Raw genomic sequence first — 15,942 nt, forward strand, 5'->3', positions numbered from 1 at the left:
GGTGGGACGATCTCGTCAGCAAACCGGAGTTCCCGCGCGGGCAGCCGAGTGAGAACCCCGTCTACCTTCCGAGTGCAGCCTAAACCAGGGCGCGATCCAACCGCTCGTCGTTGTCGGCAGTTGCCGCAGCATTTGTGGGGCAGAGCGCCTCCTTTACCGCATCGTCAACGTGCTCAAGGAAGCGGAACTGCAGCCGATCGCGCACACTGGCAGGGACGTCGTCCACATCCCGACGGTTTCGCGCCGGCAACAGCACGGTGGTCACGCCCGCCGCTGCTGCCGCCACCACCTTTTCCTTGATGCCGCCCACCGGTAAGACCAAGCCACGCAGGCTAATTTCGCCGGTCATCGCCACCTCGCTGCGCACCGGCCGATCGGTCAGCAATGAGGCCAGCGCAATAAACATGGCAACGCCGGCGCTCGGGCCGTCCTTGGGAATGGCGCCGGCGGGCACGTGCACGTGGATATCGCTCTTCTCGAACAGCGCCGACGCGAAGCCGAGAGATGTCGCCTTGGTCTTGACCAGACTGAGCGCCGCCTGCGCGCTTTCCTTCATCACCTCTCCCAGCTGGCCGGTGAGGATCAGACGCCCGGCACCCGGGATCCGGGTCGCTTCGATGAACAGAATATCGCCGCCGGCAGGCGTCCAGGCCAACCCGGTCGCCACGCCGGCAACGCTCGTCCGCAGCGCCACTTCGCTCTCGAACCGGCGTGCTCCGAGCAAATGCGGCAGATCCGCACCGTCGATCACCACCACGCCCGTCTCGCCCTCGGCGATCCGCACTGCCACCCGGCGAAAGACACCGCCGATCTGCCGCTCAAGATTGCGGCACCCGGCCTCACGGGTGTAATCGCGGATGATGGTGCGCAGCGCCTCGTCAGTGATCTGGCACATGGCCGCCGTCAGCCCGTTCGCCGTCAGTTGCCGGCGCACGAGATAACGCTTGGCGATCTCCAGTTTCTCATCCTCGGTGTAGCCCGGCAGTTCGATCACCTCCATCCGGTCGCGCAACGGAGCCGGAATGGCGTCGAGCACGTTGGCGGTGCCGATGAACATGATCCGGCTCAGATCGAAGGGCACGGCCAGGTAGTTGTCTCGGAAGGTGGAATTCTGTTCCGGGTCAAGAACCTCGAGCAGTGCCGACGATGGATCGCCCTGATAACTGGCGCTCAACTTGTCCATTTCATCGAGCATGAAGACGCCGTCGTTGGCTCCCGCCTTGCGGATCTGCTGGATGANTGACCCCGGCAGGGCGCCAATGTAGGTGCGCCGGTGGCCGCGGACTTCGGCCTCGTCGTGAACGCCGCCCAGACTGGCGCGGACGAACGTGCGCCCGGTGGCGCGGGCAATGCTTTGCCCAAGCGACGTCTTGCCGACGCCTGGCGGGCCGACGAAGCAGAGGATCGGGCTTCGCCCCTCAGGACTCAGCTTTTGGACCGCCAGAAACTCGAGGATGCGCCGCTTAACCTTTTCCAGGCCGTAATGATCCTCATCAAGGATGCGTCGCGCTTCGGCAATATCGATCGGTAACCGGGTTCCCGCGGACCAGGGCAATTCGATCAGCCAGTCGAGATAGGTCCTTACCATCGAGTATTCGCCGGACGCGTCGGGCATCCGCTCAAGTCGCTTCAGCTCTTTCTTCGCCTGCTTTTCCACCTCTTCGGGCATGTTCGCCGCGGCGATCGCCTTGGCCAGCTCGGCAATTTCGTTGGCGTGTTCGTCGTTCCCCTCGCCCAGCTGTTCCTGGATCGTTCGCAATTGCTCGCGCAGCATGAATTCGCGCTGCCGCTGGTCGATGGACTCCTTGGCCTTTTCGCCGATTTCCCGCGACAGCCGCAGCACTTCCACCCGGTGGCCCACCAGTTCAAGCACCCGGTCCAGACGTGACTTGAGATCGAAGGTCTCCAGCAGCTGCTGTCGATCGGCGGTGTCAAGATCCATAAAGCTCGCCACCATATCGGCCAGCATGGAGGGCGAGGGTACGTTCTGGACCGCCGCGATCAGTTCACCCGGCACCTGGGGCAACAGGTGCAGCGCCTCCTCGGCCAACTGCCGTAAGGTGTGGGCGCGCGCTTCGATTTCGGTGTCGTTGTCCTCGGCCTCCGCAATCTGCTCCACCCGGGCAGTCAGGTAGTCTTTGCTCTCGATGAATTCGAGGACGCGGAACCGCTGCACACCCTGGCACACCACGTGGTGCGACCCATCGGGAGCGGTGACGTAGCGCAAGATGTTGGCAACAGTGCCGATGCGGTAGAGGTCTTCCGGTCCCGGCTCCTCCACCGCCGGATCACGCTGCAGCAGCATGCCGATCGGCTTTTCCGTACGCGCCGCCTCCTGCGCCGCAGCGATCGAGGCACCACGGCCGATCACCACTGGCAACACGAGCCCCGGAAAGAGCACCATGTTACGAACAGGAACGATGATCAGCGCGTCTTGAGAAGGAGTGTTCATGCGACTGGCCAAGGTTGTAAGGTAGAGACGGGGAGATCAGGGGTCGGGGCAAGATGTTCCGGGAGCAGCGCCGTGTGGCAAGTGAAGCAACCCGCAGCGCCACCTATCTTCGGCAAGCCCCCTCGACCGAGATCAGGGATGCTTGCTGAAGACGAGAAGCAGGCAGCCATTGCGCGCCTCGCGCCGCTCCAGCTCCAGGCGACCCGATTGCAGGCGGATACGCCGTTCGAAGCGGCCATGGGGAATTTCCAGCCGGTGAATGGCGAAGCTGTCCGCGAAGGAAGGCAACTGCCGACTCCCAGCAACACGCAGCGTATTGCCGTCTACCGATACTTCAATCAGCTGCGGCTCCACCCCCGGCAAGGCGACGAAAATGCCGATCTCCCGCTCGGTTTCGAAGATATCGATCGGCGGTTCCCAGGTCGGTCCCTGACGCGCTGCCTGACCTGGACGGAAGAACTGGCGTTGCAGCCGTTCCGCCCGATCAAGCATTTCACAGGCTTCCGCCCACATCCATTGCGATGCATCTCGTGGCGCCATGACTCTTAAGTCCTGTTGCGTGCCCTTAGCGAAGATGAAACCGCGGCCACTCGACCGTCGTTCAACAGATGGGGCGATGAGGGTTCGCGGTGCAACTGCCTTGCGTGATGTGTGGCAGCGCGACTCCAGCCATGCTAGCCCTTACCCATGCGGCCACCACCCGGGTGGTCCGCGGTTGAGGAGGCGGAGGGACCAATGAGCGGAATTATGCAGTCGGTCAGCGAAACCGAAGCACGTGAGCGGGTGGAGCGTTTGCGCACGCAGGCGACGTCAGCTACGGCGAGCGCGGAGCTTGCCGAAGCCCTCCTCAACTGGAGCTATGCCCTGCATGGGGACGGACGCACCGCGGAAGCCGTCGAGGCAGCGGAAGAAGCGCTGAAGACGCTTTCGCCGATCTTCCTTGCCAATCCCGCAGCCTACCGCGATGCAATGAACGCGATCGTCGCCCAGTATCTCGGCATTAGCCAGCACAGCGGGCGCAAGGCCGATCTGTCGTTGATTGAGCCGCTCGCCGTCCCGCTCGGCCGCGTCGAGCACCTCGACGACGACGAGTAGGCAAGAGCGGCGCCGTCCTGTAGCCACCTGCTCTCAGCGCCTTACTCAAGATCGCATAGGTTGTTAGGCTGTTGCCAAGCGTCGTGAAAGTAGTTTGACGCTGGCGATCATGATCCAGCATTCGGCACTGGCGATGGAGGCCTCGATGTCCTTGGCGAGGCGGCGGTTGAGCCAGGCGAAGGTGCATTCAAGGATCCAGCAACATAGCAGCAGCTGGAAGCCGTCGGTCTATTCCGCCGATATGTCAGGCAAACGATTGCAGTTCAGGGCATCCCGTGATTCTGCCCTGCGGGTAACCTGATAGAATCACAACCAGCTGAAATCACCCAACCCTGTTCAGCCGGGCTATGACAGTTTAATGCGTCGAGGGGTTGCGCGTCACGTAGCAGCCGTTTTCTACCCCCATGAACATTTCGTCCAGTTGCGGGTGCGTAAGCGGATCACCGCTGTTATCCGGAATCAGATTTTGTTCGGATACGTAGGCAATGTATGTCGTCTCAGCGTTCTCTGCCAACAGATGGTAAAAGGGCTGATCCTTGCGCGGCCGAACGTTTTCCGGAATGGACTGCCACCATTCCTCGGTATTGGCAAACTCCGGGTCGACGTCAAAATGACGACGCCGCGAAAAGGGTAAATGCGGTGGCGAACGACTTGCCCGATTCGAAACTTTGCGTGCCGCATATCCATAGGACCGTTGCTCTACTTGTTCTTGAGTTGCGGGTTCGCAAACGGCGTTTCAAGGGACTGTTATTGTCGTGCCGATCACGGCCACGAGCCGGCCATGCCGCCGGCGCGATGCAGGCTCCCTCCAAACGGCCTGCTACATTGGGCGCAATGAGGCTTTGCCCGCGATAGATCAACCCCAAATATAATAGGCCAAAGGCAATACACCAATACCCATAGGCCGACTGCGAATGGAGCAAGCGTGATGCGGAAAGTCCGGATCGAGATGATCTACGACCCGTCCTGTCCGTGGTGCTATATCGGCAAGCGACAGCTCGACCATGCCGTCGCGTCGCGACCACAGCTTTGCGTCGAGATCAGCCGCTGGCCGTTCATTCTCAATCCCGATGTTCCTCGGACCGGTGTCGATCGCCGCAATTATCTTTGCCGTAAATACGGCAGTGAGGCGCGGCTGCGGCGAATGCATGAGGCTATTCATGACGTCGGTCGCGCCATCGGGCTGAATTTTGCCTTTGATGCGATCCACTGGACGCCGAACACCATGCTTGCTCACCGCTTTCTTCTCTTAGCCGAAAAGCATGGCCGCGGCGATCCGGCGATGGAAGCCGTGTTTGCCGCCTATTTCCAGCAGGGCCGCGACATTGGTGACCCGTTGGTGCTGAACAGCATCGGCCGTGATCTGGGACTTGACCCCCACTCCGTACGCAACTTCCTCAATTCACAAGCCGACCGCGAACGCGTCATCGCGGCCAATCAGCGGGCGCAACGGCTTGGCATCAACGGCGTGCCCACCTTCGTCTTTGACGGCAAGCTGATCATCTGCGGCGCTCAGGAGCCATATCCACTCGCGCGCATGCTCGATGCTGCCGCCCAGATCACTGCCGTTTTCGATCTGCTGCCGGGTCAGCCCATGCCGCTCAGGGTCTCGCCGCCGCCGGAGGGCAGCTTCATTTAAGAGCGAACGCTGCTGCGCCTACTGTTGATCAGAACAACGGCTTTACCCCGAACAACCCATTGTCGCCTACCGTGAGCGAGTAGGTGGGGCCGCTGCCGCCGTCTGAGGCCGTCTGGCGGTAGATATCGAAGGGTGACAGCGACCGCGGCGGATTAAGCGGCACGCCGGTGGGATCCCATGCCAGCAACAAGCGCGGAAAGGTCAGGGCGGCAAACGCCGCTGAATCCCATTTGAACGCGTTGAAGTGAAACGTGCCGTCGATACACGCGCCAACGATCCAGAAGAAATCTTCGCCACGCAGCAGCAGCCCCTTCGGCGCGGGCCGGAAGACCCCACTTTCTGCCAGCGCCTTATCGAGCGACACCAAGTCGGCTCCAGTCAAGGGAACGCTATCCACCGTTCCCTGCCATGGCGCTGTCACGTCATCAAAAAGGTCGACGCCTGCAAGCGGATCGTGACCTCATTCAGTTGCACCGGNACCGCGGACTCGCACCCGCATATCGGCCCGGTCCGCACCCGCCCCACTCGGGGTGATATCGTAGGTGCGCACCTGCTGCACGTAGACGCCGTTGTAAACCATACGGTACGTCGCCGGGCTACCAGGCACGCAGGCTCGGCGCAAATCGTCGCCATTGAGATAGCTGTACCAAGTAAATCGCCGCTGCAGCGGGTTGTCCTGCGATGGTCCATGGTAGGTACAAGCCTGCTGGGCGAAGACCGCCAACGACAGCAGCAGCACCTGCGCCAAACGTCCTTCACGCCTGCTTGCAGCGATCGGCCCGCTGCATCTCGGCGCGCCGCGCCACACGTATGGAGGGTGGCATAGCGAACGGAGAGACGAGAAGATGGCCATGCATTGCCTCTTTTGGTGGAACATAACAGACGATTAACTCTTTTTATGGTTGTATGTCGCTGACCGGCGGGCGCGGACGATCAGGCCAAAGCCGGAGGAAAGCGCAGTTTGGCACTCATAGAGAGAATCGGTATGTTGACCGCAAGCGGAAGTGGTGATCGGGGTCACAGTCGGCCTGAACCTCACGCAGTAGGATTTGTGACAGTTCGCGACTTATTTGTGGGCGAAATGGACACAGATACCGCTGATATCGTCGCCGAGTTCTATGATGCCAGTGTAGATGGATCATCATGGCATCCGGCGCTTAAACGGCTGACGCAAGTTTTCAACGCTGACGCCTGCGCGATTATTCGCCGTGACTTCGGCTCGACTGAAGCGCAGATCGTGCATGCATTTGGACTCGATACGCCGGGACAGAGCGCCTATACGAAGCGTTTCGCGCATGAGGACGTCTGGACCGGCGATGAGAACCGCTTCGCTGTCGGCGCCACGTTCATCGGCACCGACGTCACGCCCGAAAGCGCGCTGATTACCAGCAACCTGCATCGTGAGTGGCTCGCCCCACGCGGCTTGCTGCATGCCATGTTCATTGTGCTGCAACGGCAAGGCCGCGTGGTGCTTTACCTGATGCTCCTGCGCAAGGCAGTCAAGGCAGCTTTTTCCAGCAAAGAAGAGACCTACGTGCGCCAACTTGGCCCGCGCCTTGCTGCGGCGTACAGGATTGGCAGCGAGCTCGCGCGCGAACGGGCGGAGCGGCTTCTGGCCTTTGAGGCCCTTGATGCCATGCCGAACGGCATCGTAATCGTCGATCGCAGCGGCAACATCGTGCACGCCAATCGGTTCGCCCATGCCGTAATTGCTGGCGGCGAGGGTATCGTGATCTCCGAGGGGGCGTTACGCTTGAGNCGGCCGGGACACCGGATCCGGCTGCGGGACCTGATCGCCCACGTGGAAGGCGGGCGCGGCACCAGCAGCCTCGTCGAGCCGATCACCTATTCCCTGCCACGCTATCATCAGCAACGGCCGCTCACCTGCCTGCTGGTCTGCACCGGCATGCGCGGCGAACGCCAGTTACCGGCGGAAGGCGCCGCCGCGATCCTGTTCATTGGTGACCCCGAACGCCCCGTAGCCTTCGACGCTACCCGCATCTCCCGCCTCTACGGCCTGAGCCGCGCCGAGGCGCGCGTGGCAGCACTCCTCGCGCGTGGCTTTCGCCTGGAAGAGGCAGCCGANCCCTTGGGAATTGCCTACGAAACCGTGCGCAAACACTTAAAGCAAATTTTCATCAAGACCAGTGTTTCACGGCAGGCCGAACTCATCCGGATGCTGGTTACCGGCCCGGCCGGTCTTGCCCTCGGCGGCACACCTGCTTCTGGCGGCGAAACTCGGTAAGCACTCGCCGCGCCCTTCTGCTTCTCTACTGGTCTCCGGGGCGAGCGATCTGGCGCAGCAGCCGCGATCGCCGTCAACGTCGGTATTACTGCTCCCAGAGCAGATCACCACCCACCGGGAGATCACTCGCTGCCGGTTGCCGCTGCTCGCGGTTAAATCTGAGACACAACCGCATATGCCGCGTTGGTTGCGTTAGATCCCTGTGACTACTAATCTCCGCCAGGGGTGGGGAACGCATGGCGGGACGCAGACTATGGACAAGGCATTTGGTCGCACCGCCAGCTCGGGCGGTAGTGGCAGGCGGGACGCCAAACGAGCGGACGCCGGTTGCAGCCAGCAGTGTCCCTGGGTCGCCACAATCCTCACCCTGACGAAGCAGCAACGCCAGCACGGTGGAGACGTGGCATGGACCTGAGCGGACCATCACCCCCGCCACGCCCCCGCATCCCAAAACTACGCCGCCGCCGCCAGTCGGGCCACTGGCTGAAGCCAAGGCAGATGCCGCCTTCGCGCCTACCCTGCCGCCGCCAGAGGCACCGCCGCCTAGCGTGCTTGAGCCTAGCGTATCGCCATCAGCAGGCGCCTCCGTACAAGCACCTGCGGCCAAGATGGCCTCCGAAGGTTACATCCGCGCCGCCACTGCTGACGACCTGGATGCGTTGCTGCAGATCGAATGCAGCGCCTTCGCCACTGATCGGATCTCGCGCCGTGCCTTCCGCTACCTGCTGTCACGCGCCAATGCAGCAACGCTGGTGGCGAAGGATGTGGATGGCCGCATGCTCGGCTACGCCATGGTGCTGTTCAATCGCGGCACCTCGCTCGCCCGCCTCTATTCGATTGCCGTTGATCCGGCGGCGCATGGGCACGGCGTAGGTGGCCGCCTCCTCGTCGCTGCCGAGACGGAAGCGCGACAGCGCGGCGCCGTGGCGATGCGACTGGAGGTGCGCGCCGACGCCCTTGCGGTCAAAGCCTTTTATCGATCACGGGGTTTCCGCGCCTTCGGCCGCCAATCCCACTACTATGAAGACGACGCGACGGCAGTGCGGATGGAAAAGGCGTTGCGAGCACGCCGCGATCCCAGCCTAGCGCGGGTGCCCTACCATCCGCAGTCGCTCGATTTCACCTGCGGCCCGGCGGCGTTGCTGATGGCGATGCGCAGCCACGATCCCTCCATCCCCGCCGATACTCGATCCGAATTGCGCTTGTGGCGTGAGTCGACGACGATTTTCATGACCTCCGGGCTGGGTGGCTGCAGTCCGGAAGGCCTCGCCCTTGCCGCCCACCGCCGCGGCTTCAGTATCGAGCTCATTCTCAGCGACCACGGCACCATGTTCATCGAATCCGTCCGCAGTCCGATCAAGCGTGAGGTGATCCGCCTCGTCGAACAAGAGTTTCGCGAGGAGTTGACGAAATGCGGCATCGCCATTGAATTCCTCCCGCTCAGTGTCGATCTTCTTCGCGCTAGGTTCGAGGCTGGCGGCATCCCGGTGGTGCTGATCAGCTCGTACCGCATCGCGAGGGAAAAACAGCCGCACTGGGTCGTGATCACCGGCTTTGACGATGAACACGTATACCTTCACGATCCCGACGTGGCCGAGCGCCTCGACAAGACCGCATTCGATTGCATGCAGATTCCNGTGAGACAGACTGATTTCATCAGAATGGCCCGCTACGGCAAAGCGCAACATCAGGCGGCACTGATCGTCGCTAAGGCTACTGCCCCGCGGCCGCAATCCCCCCCGCTGCTGCCANNCTCCCAATGCGATGGATCAGGCTCCTCGCTGATGGCCCGCCACATTATCGTTGTTGATCGCCGCGGCGACTTTCCCTTTCCGGCGCCAGATCGCATTGTCGTTGCTGCCAAGGACTTCGTCGCCGAGGCCGCACGCGAACTGCCAGCATCCGCCCGGGTGATCAATCTCTGTCGCGACTACAGTTATCTCAGTCTTGGCTACTATTCATCCCTCCTTGCCGAGGCGCGCGGACAGAAGGTGATCCCGTCGGTGGAGGTCATGCTCAACCTGCACTGGAAGCGGTTGCTGCGGATCGCCCTGCCGGAGGTGAACGAACTCCTGCGCCGCACCTTTCAGGTGCCGCCAACTGAACAGCCTCCCTTTCGCAGCATGATCTTCTTCGGCGTGCCGGACGACCCGCGCCTGAGCGAGGCGGCGGGACGAATTTTCCAGCTGTTTCGCTGCCCACTGCTCAGTATCGAGCTGAAGTATCGCGGCAGCTGGCACGTTGCCTCCATCGAGCCAGCGTCCATCACCGATGTTCGCCCGGAGCAGCAAGCGGTGTTTACCGAGGCACTCGATCGCTACACACCGCGTCGCNNTTGGCGGGCTGAACGCAACAACCCACCAAGCCGATACTCGATCGCGGTGCTGCACGATCCGCGCGAGCAACTGCCGCCCTCCAATGCCAAGTCGCTGGAACGCTTCGCGCGCGTCGGTGCCCAGATGGGGCTTGAGGTCGAACTGATTACTCGCGCCGACTACAGCCGACTGCTCGAGTTCGATGCGCTGCTCATCCGCGAGACGACGGCGCTCGATCACCATACCTATCGGTTCGCCAAGAAGGCGGAGGCAGAGGGGATGGCGGTGATCGACGATCCTCGCTCGATCCTGCGTTGCACCAACAAGATCTACCTCGCCGAACTGATGCAGGCCAACCAGGTGCCAACCCCGCGCACCTTGATCCTCGGTAAGGGGCGCATCAGCCGGGTCGAACGCGAATTGGGCTTTCCGGCGGTGCTGAAAGTTCCCGATGGTTCGTTTTCGCGCGGCGTATTCAAGATCAGCGATCGAGCGGCGCTGCAGGCGGCGGCGGATGCAATGTTCAAGGACACCGACCTGATCATCGCCCAGGAGTATATGTCCACCGCCTTTGATTGGCGGGTTGGCGTCCTCGATCGCAAGCCCCTGTTTGTCTGTCAATACTTCATGGCGCGCAATCATTGGCAGATCGTCAAGCATGGCAATGGTGGCGAGCCGATCGAAGGTGCTGCACGCACCATCGCCATTGAGGCTGCTCCNCCCGCGGTGATCGACATTGCGACACGAGCAGCGGGACTGATCGGTGACGGTCTCTACGGCGTCGACCTAAAGGAGACGGCCAACGGTGTGTTCGTCATCGAAATTAACGACAACCCGAGCATCGACGCGGGCGTCGAAGACGCTGTGCTGAAGGACGGGCTCTATCGCGCCATTCTCGCCAGTCTGGTGCAGCGGGTGGAAAAGCGGATGAAGCCGTGGCGGAAGGGAGCAGCAGACCATGCTGCGGCGGCCCGAGCGCCCATCCACGCTGCGACGTTGACCGAGACGCCATCGCGTGAGCTTACTGCCGAGTAAACAACGCATTGCTGAGCGACGCCCGTCCGCGGCGGCAATCATATCCGTAGCTGCGAGACTATTGGGAAACGCCTCGTCTGGGCGGATTTGGCGGTAAAGCACGCACCCCTGGGTATCGCTTGCCTGTGGATAGCTTAAGGCAAACAACCGTTGCGCTTGTGTCGCACACGTGGTGTTAATCGAGTGGAGGTTGCCATGGCCACGCGCTACGGCCCCAACACGAACAGGCGACCTCGGTGCGCAGTGCCCCTTTTGGGTTATTTTTTCCTGGTGTGTGCATAACTTAGTCACCCAGAGCAGGAATCTACACGGGACAGGAGCAGAGTTGTCCGACGATGGAACGCCCTCTCTACCTCAGATGAGCCGAGCCTTCGCAACGCGATAGCCTGTGGATATCATTGTGGAGAAAACGCAGACCGACGATGTCGCAGCCAGCTAGGCTGTGCCCGATCGTCGCCACGCCCCCTGGTTCAAGTCCGCTGTTCGCCAGCGATGGTGTCGGGCCATCTCTTAAGCCGCGCCAGAATCCGCCGACTTCCCGCCGCCAACGACTGGTCTTCCGCTCGCCGCTTTCGCGACCCGTCGGCCGCATCGACTCCCTGCCCCCTTCAACCGCCAACCATATTAGCCAAGGACGATACTGCTCAGCGCGCCGGATGATCGCCCGCTGATCGGCATCATCGCATGCAGATGGCTTCGCCGCCATACAACAGGGCGCCATCTCTCCCCCACCACTCGCCTCGCCGCGTACGCGAGTCTTGAGGTGACGACGACGCAATATCATACGACAAGATAAAGCACAGAGCCCGCAGGCAACGGTGGTCGAGGAGGGTCAGCATCCTGCCGGGTCAGCTCAAGGAAAGCGAACCACGCGTACCCGCTCCAGCGTCACCAACTTATGGACGAGCCAGGGCGACATCTCTGTCAGGAAGGACTCGATCCGAGCTTCCTCGTCGATAATCTCCACCACGACCGGCAAGTCTTCAGACAGGCGCAGGATCTTCGCCGTGTGCAGGCGGCTCGCATGGCCGTAACCAAGCGGGCCGCGGAGCACTGTCGCCCCGGCAATGCCCAGTTCACGCGCTCGCAGCACCAGCGCTTCGAACAGCGGCCTGCCATCGGCGCGATCGTCTTCGCCGAGAAAAATCCGTAGCAGCGTCTGTTCGACGACCGTATGCATCGGTGATGCCTCCCCTACTGGTTGATCCACTCTCCGAGNACCGTGGCCGACCCAGCAGGCAATCAGACAGCAACTCACCGATGCCAGCACATTCAACGCCGCCGGCAGCCACTCGCCTTCCTGCACCAGGCTCAGCGTTTGCAGGCTGAAGGAGGAGAAGGTGGTGAAGCCACCGAACACCCCGACCATCACGTGCATGCGCAAGGTCGCGGCCGGCCAGAGGAAGCGCCCGTCCGGGCCGGTAGCAGCGGCGACAAAGCCGATCAGCAACGAGCCGACGATGTTGACGACGAGAGTGCCCCAAGGGAAGGTTTCACCAAACGCACGCGCCACCAATCCGGAGCACCAATAGCGCATGACGCTGCCGATGGCGCCGCCAGCGGCAACCACAAGAGGGTTGAGCAGTCCCGTTCGATCCATGGCTACCTTGTCGCACGCCTGCAACCGCGAGGGCAATCGAACGTAGCCACGTCGACGGTTTTTGCTGCTTGCGCAGGCGCCAGCTCAGTCGCTATGAGCCTCCGCGGGCGCACCAGACCTCTGCCGGAAGAGAGGACGCAATTCATGCGGATCGAACGACTGTCGCTAGCCGAAGGAGCCGCTGCTGCACGCGGTGTCGCCGTGATCATCGATGTTTTTCGTGCCTTCACCTGCGAGCCGTTGATGTTCCACCTGGGCGCGCGCCGAGTCTACCTCGAAGCCGAGCCCGCGGCCTGCCTCGGCTACCAGGGCAAGGCCATCCTGGTCGGCGAACGCGACGAATTGCCGATCCCCGGCTTCGACTACACTAACTCGCCGTCGCAGTTGGTTGCCGCCGGATCAGCTCGCTTTGCCGGACGCGACGTCATCCACCGGACCACATCGGGGGTGACCGGTGCGCTGGCCGCACTGCCACGGTCCGACGCCGTTTTCCTCGGCGGCTTCGTCACCGCAACCGCCACTGCCGCCGCCGTTCGCGCCCTGGCGCCGGCGCGGGTAAGCCTGGTCGCCATGGGCATCCGCTCGCAGGCACCTGCCCCCGAAGATGAACGCTGCGCCGATTACCTGCACAGCCTGCTCACCGGCGCTGACTACGACCACGTAGCCGCAATGGCAGAGATCCTTGCCCACGAGACGGCGCAGAAATTTCTTCGCGGCGACAAGCCTTACCTGCCTGCCGCCGATCCCGCCTACTGTCTGCAACGGAATCTGTTCAACTTTGCGCTGCGTGCCGTCGTGCAGGATGGTCGCATCGCCGCGCTTCCCGTGCCGCTCGGCGCCTGAGCTACGCTACCAAGCGGCGAAGTATCCGGAATGGGATATGACGCTGCCGATGCAGCCGGCTAGTCTTGCGCACGCTTGAATACCGGCGTTTCGCTCTGCCCACGTCGACCGGGCTGTGTGGCAAGACTCCGCTGTCTTTCGCCGTTGCCATCGCAGGTCCACCCCGCGCTTTGCAACCCCCACCCACTTGAATGAGCAATGAGAGAGTGCCTCCATGGAGATCGTCGCCATCGTTTCCGATCCCTCCGGTACCCCGGCACAGCGTTTCGCCGGCCGACCTCTCACCCAGCACGCCGTGCTCGCGGCACGGGCCACTCGGCAAGTAACCAGGACCATCGTGGTCACCGCAGATGCGGTGCTGGCACGGCTTGCGGAGGAGGCGGACGCGGAGGTGGTGGCACCGCCGGAGGCTAACGATCCGGTCGGCGTGCTGGCGCATGTTTTGGAAGATCGCCTGCAGCACGGCGGGGANGTGCCGACGATCGCCGTGCTTCTCGATCCGCGCTATCCGTTCTGTGATAGCAACGTGATCGACGGTGCCATCGACCTCCTGCGGTGCTGCGGCGCCGACACCTTGTTCTGCGTCACCCCGGTGGCGACGCCGCTTTGGGTCGAGGACAGCCACGGCGGCGCGCAACGGCTGGCGGGGGCTGCCGAGCCCAGCCGATTGAGCGAAAGCGAGGCACTGGTCATCGTCCGCGTCGGCATCTTCAATCAGTCACAAGAGTTGCCGGCGGGGCGGACCGCTCTTTACCGGATACCGGCGCTGGCAGCTCTGCGCCTCGACACCGACACCGACTGGCAGGCAGCGGAGGCACTGCACCGTGCCCGGACCAAGGCCCAGGCGAAGGCGAGCCTGCGCGCTGTTGGCATGCTTGTGCTCGATTTCGACGGCGTGATGACCGATAATCGCGTCCTCGTCTTCGAGGACGGTCGCGAAGCCGTCCTCTGCAATCGTTCGGACGGCCTTGGCCTGGAGCGACTACGCGCCACCGGTGTGCCGCTGGCAGTGATCTCGAAGGAAGTCAATCCGGTGGTGGCGGCACGTTGCCGCAAATTGAAGATTCCCTGCGAACAGGGTGTCAACGACAAGCTCGCAGTGCTGCAGCGGTTGGCCGCGGAATCGAATGTGGCCCTCTCCAACATCGCCTTCGTCGGCAACGACATCAACGATTTGAGTTGCCTGATGGCGGTGGGTGTCGCCGTCGCACCCTGCGATGCCTACCCTGAAGTGCTCCGCATCGCCAATGTGGTGACCACCGCGCCGGGTGGTTTCGGTGCTGTGCGCGAGGTCTGCGATCTGATCATGGCGGCGCAAAACGAGCTTGCCGGCGAAACAATCGCCTGATCGTGGCAGGAAGTGGCGGCGGAGCAGCGAAGCCTCGCCGCCACTGGATCAACCCCGCGGCTCGATTCGTCTAGGTGCGCGCCCCGGGCAGGAACGGATCCGGCTGCAGGCCGACGAGTGGGTCGACGGCCGGCGCGGTATCGGTGACCACGTCGTGAACATGCACGTCCTCCGCCTGGTGCTTGGCGAGAATTCCGATCGCCCGGCGCTCATGCTCCGCGTCCTTGGTCCGCACCCACAGCAAGAGCCCGCCCTTGTTCAACTGCGCTTCGATGCTGGCGGCCCGATCTCGGCCGATCGCTTTGGCCAGCCACCGACCGAGCAGCATTCCGCCACCGCCCATCGCCGCGGCGCCACCAATCAACAGCGCCAGTGAGCCACCGGAGGCGACGATCGTGCCAATGGCGGCGACGGCACCCAGATAACCGAGGCCGGTGACCGTGAACGCCTTGGCTTCGGTCACCGAATCGCGCCCGAGGAAGGCCACCCGCGGTACGGTGGCGTCGTCTTCCAACTCGGCAACCTTCTCGTAAATATGGCCGAGCTTTTCCTCGACCGTTTTTTCTCCAGCAAGCAGGCTGATCTCGGAACGGTCAAAGCCATTCCCCATCAGTTCATCCACGGCCGCCTGCAGTGATTTCCATTCGTGGAAAACACCGACCGCCTCGCGCACACTCGCAAGGCCCCCCGCCGCTGCTTTTGTCATGATTCCCCTTCCTCCAACTGTGCCCGTGCGTTCAATTGAGCCCCGGGGGCTCGGGTGCGCTTAACCGGGACCAACTCCCAGGCGAACCAGATAGCGTCCGAATGCCCGGTCCGCCGAGGCGATATGATCGTTGATCCATTCGGACAGTCTGTCCATCCGATCAAGTGTAAGCTTGACCCGGCCGGCCAGCCAGTCGGCACGTAGCGCTTCCAACTGATCAAGCGTCCGATCGTGCTCGCGCACATGCGCGTCGGATTGTGCGTATTGGTAGAGCCGCATCAATGCGGCCTCGGAGGCAAAGTGCAACTTGGTGAAGTCGACGAAGCGATTCAGCAGATCTTCCAAACCGGGTTGGGCGGCGTCTTCGGCGATCGCCCGTCGAACCGCGGCAAGCAAACTGACCTGAAGGTGATGCTCGTTATCGACCGAGCGAACACCGCTGATCAAGGCATCACTCAAGAGTGCATTCGTCATTTGTCCCCATTCCAGTCGAGCGTTATCGACGTTCCTATCCAACAAGGGCGCCGGCAATGGCGCAATTCGAAGACCCTGCTCTTGTTAGTCGACCAACAGTCCGATCCATGCAGGCGCACACACGAGCGCGCCCCTCAGCGGGCATGTCCTATCGCAAAGGTGTCAGAAAACCGGCAAGCCAGCAACCTCC

At 62.4% G+C, this 15,942-nt stretch carries 13 protein-coding genes and 3 pseudogenes; 6 read left to right on the forward strand and 10 right to left on the reverse strand.

Going from position 1 to position 15,942, the window contains the following annotated elements:
- Positions 1-79: 79 nt before the first annotated feature.
- Positions 80-2,452: an endopeptidase La gene (gene lon, locus HQ394_RS07995; RefSeq protein ID WP_190262794.1), complete on the reverse strand. Its 2,373-nt coding sequence runs from the start codon at positions 2,450-2,452 to the stop codon at positions 80-82.
- 132 nt (positions 2,453-2,584) lie between these two features.
- The gene (locus HQ394_RS08000) at positions 2,585-2,992 is read right to left on the reverse strand and encodes an Hsp20/alpha crystallin family protein (protein WP_223291950.1); all 408 of its coding nucleotides are present in this window, start codon (positions 2,990-2,992) and stop codon (positions 2,585-2,587) included.
- 195 nt (positions 2,993-3,187) lie between these two features.
- Here HQ394_RS08000 and HQ394_RS08005 point away from each other — a divergent pair, with 195 nt between their 5' ends.
- Positions 3,188-3,547 (forward strand): hypothetical protein, encoded by a 360-nt coding sequence (locus tag HQ394_RS08005; RefSeq protein WP_190262795.1) that lies wholly within the window; start codon positions 3,188-3,190, stop codon positions 3,545-3,547.
- Positions 3,548-3,610: 63 nt separating this feature from the next.
- Here the strand turns inward: HQ394_RS08005 and HQ394_RS19750 are convergent.
- From HQ394_RS19750 to HQ394_RS21115, 3 genes and pseudogenes are all read right to left on the reverse strand, one after another.
- Positions 3,611-3,769: pseudogene (locus HQ394_RS19750) on the reverse strand (IS5/IS1182 family transposase); the annotation flags it as partial.
- 133 nt (positions 3,770-3,902) lie between these two features.
- Complete coding sequence (gene hspQ / locus HQ394_RS20440; RefSeq protein WP_263053789.1) at positions 3,903-4,109, reverse strand: heat shock protein HspQ; 207 nt, start codon at positions 4,107-4,109, stop codon at positions 3,903-3,905.
- A 74-nt stretch (positions 4,110-4,183) separates the two neighbouring features.
- A pseudogene (locus tag HQ394_RS21115) lies at positions 4,184-4,234 on the reverse strand (hypothetical protein); the annotation flags it as partial.
- A 241-nt stretch (positions 4,235-4,475) separates the two neighbouring features.
- Here HQ394_RS21115 and HQ394_RS08020 point away from each other — a divergent pair.
- Positions 4,476-5,186 (forward strand): DsbA family oxidoreductase, encoded by a 711-nt coding sequence (locus tag HQ394_RS08020; protein ID WP_190262797.1) that lies wholly within the window; start codon positions 4,476-4,478, stop codon positions 5,184-5,186.
- A gap of 28 nt (positions 5,187-5,214) precedes the next feature.
- Here the strand turns inward: HQ394_RS08020 and HQ394_RS08025 are convergent, their stop codons facing one another.
- On the reverse strand, positions 5,215-5,550 hold the full coding sequence (locus tag HQ394_RS08025) for a hypothetical protein (protein WP_223291951.1): 336 nt from the start codon (positions 5,548-5,550) through the stop codon (positions 5,215-5,217).
- A gap of 1,542 nt (positions 5,551-7,092) precedes the next feature.
- Here HQ394_RS08025 and HQ394_RS21470 point away from each other — a divergent pair.
- Together HQ394_RS21470 and HQ394_RS08040 are read left to right on the forward strand one after the other, a co-directional pair.
- On the forward strand, positions 7,093-7,431 hold the full coding sequence (locus tag HQ394_RS21470; RefSeq protein ID WP_456151562.1) for a helix-turn-helix transcriptional regulator: 339 nt from the start codon (positions 7,093-7,095) through the stop codon (positions 7,429-7,431).
- 608 nt (positions 7,432-8,039) lie between these two features.
- The gene (locus tag HQ394_RS08040; protein WP_190262801.1) at positions 8,040-10,781 is read left to right on the forward strand and encodes a peptidase C39 family protein; all 2,742 of its coding nucleotides are present in this window, start codon (positions 8,040-8,042) and stop codon (positions 10,779-10,781) included.
- An 853-nt stretch (positions 10,782-11,634) separates the two neighbouring features.
- On the opposite strand, the gene HQ394_RS08045 is transcribed toward HQ394_RS08040, so the two are convergent.
- Positions 11,635-11,961, reverse strand: coding sequence for a DUF190 domain-containing protein (locus HQ394_RS08045; protein ID WP_190263199.1), 327 nt, complete (start codon positions 11,959-11,961; stop codon positions 11,635-11,637).
- A gap of 42 nt (positions 11,962-12,003) precedes the next feature.
- Positions 12,004-12,381: pseudogene (crcB, locus tag HQ394_RS08050) on the reverse strand (fluoride efflux transporter CrcB); the annotation flags it as partial.
- A gap of 144 nt (positions 12,382-12,525) precedes the next feature.
- On the opposite strand from crcB, the gene HQ394_RS08055 reads away from it, so the two are divergent.
- Positions 12,526-13,224 (forward strand): 2-phosphosulfolactate phosphatase, encoded by a 699-nt coding sequence (locus HQ394_RS08055; RefSeq protein ID WP_190262802.1) that lies wholly within the window; start codon positions 12,526-12,528, stop codon positions 13,222-13,224.
- An 871-nt stretch (positions 13,225-14,095) separates the two neighbouring features.
- On the forward strand, positions 14,096-14,572 hold the full coding sequence (locus HQ394_RS21475; protein WP_456151563.1) for a KdsC family phosphatase: 477 nt from the start codon (positions 14,096-14,098) through the stop codon (positions 14,570-14,572).
- A 70-nt stretch (positions 14,573-14,642) separates the two neighbouring features.
- On the opposite strand, the gene HQ394_RS08065 is transcribed toward HQ394_RS21475, so the two are convergent.
- Together HQ394_RS08065 and HQ394_RS08070 are read right to left on the reverse strand one after the other, a co-directional pair.
- A complete protein-coding gene (locus HQ394_RS08065; RefSeq protein ID WP_223291952.1) occupies positions 14,643-15,245 on the reverse strand; it encodes a hypothetical protein in 603 nt (200 codons plus the stop codon).
- 93 nt (positions 15,246-15,338) lie between these two features.
- Positions 15,339-15,752, reverse strand: coding sequence for a bacteriohemerythrin (locus tag HQ394_RS08070; protein ID WP_190262805.1), 414 nt, complete (start codon positions 15,750-15,752; stop codon positions 15,339-15,341).
- Positions 15,753-15,942 lie beyond the last annotated feature (190 nt).

Source organism: Defluviicoccus vanus (assembly GCF_014672695.1).
Lineage (GTDB): Bacteria > Pseudomonadota > Alphaproteobacteria > Rhodospirillales > Defluviicoccaceae > Defluviicoccus > Defluviicoccus vanus.

Bases quoted from the DNA above. Each gene is read 5' to 3' on its own strand.
- HQ394_RS08000 (WP_223291950.1), bottom strand. From the start codon at position 2,992: ATGGCGCCACGAGATGCATCGCAATGGATGTGGGCGGAAGCCTGTGAA.
- HQ394_RS08070 (WP_190262805.1), bottom strand. From the start codon at position 15,752: ATGACGAATGCACTCTTGAGTGATGCCTTGATCAGCGGTGTTCGCTCG.
- HQ394_RS08020 (WP_190262797.1), top strand. From the start codon at position 4,476: ATGCGGAAAGTCCGGATCGAGATGATCTACGACCCGTCCTGTCCGTGG.
- HQ394_RS08005 (WP_190262795.1), top strand. From the start codon at position 3,188: ATGAGCGGAATTATGCAGTCGGTCAGCGAAACCGAAGCACGTGAGCGG.
- HQ394_RS21475 (WP_456151563.1), top strand. From the start codon at position 14,096: ATGCTTGTGCTCGATTTCGACGGCGTGATGACCGATAATCGCGTCCTC.
- HQ394_RS08045 (WP_190263199.1), bottom strand. From the start codon at position 11,961: ATGCATACGGTCGTCGAACAGACGCTGCTACGGATTTTTCTCGGCGAA.
- HQ394_RS08055 (WP_190262802.1), top strand. From the start codon at position 12,526: ATGCGGATCGAACGACTGTCGCTAGCCGAAGGAGCCGCTGCTGCACGC.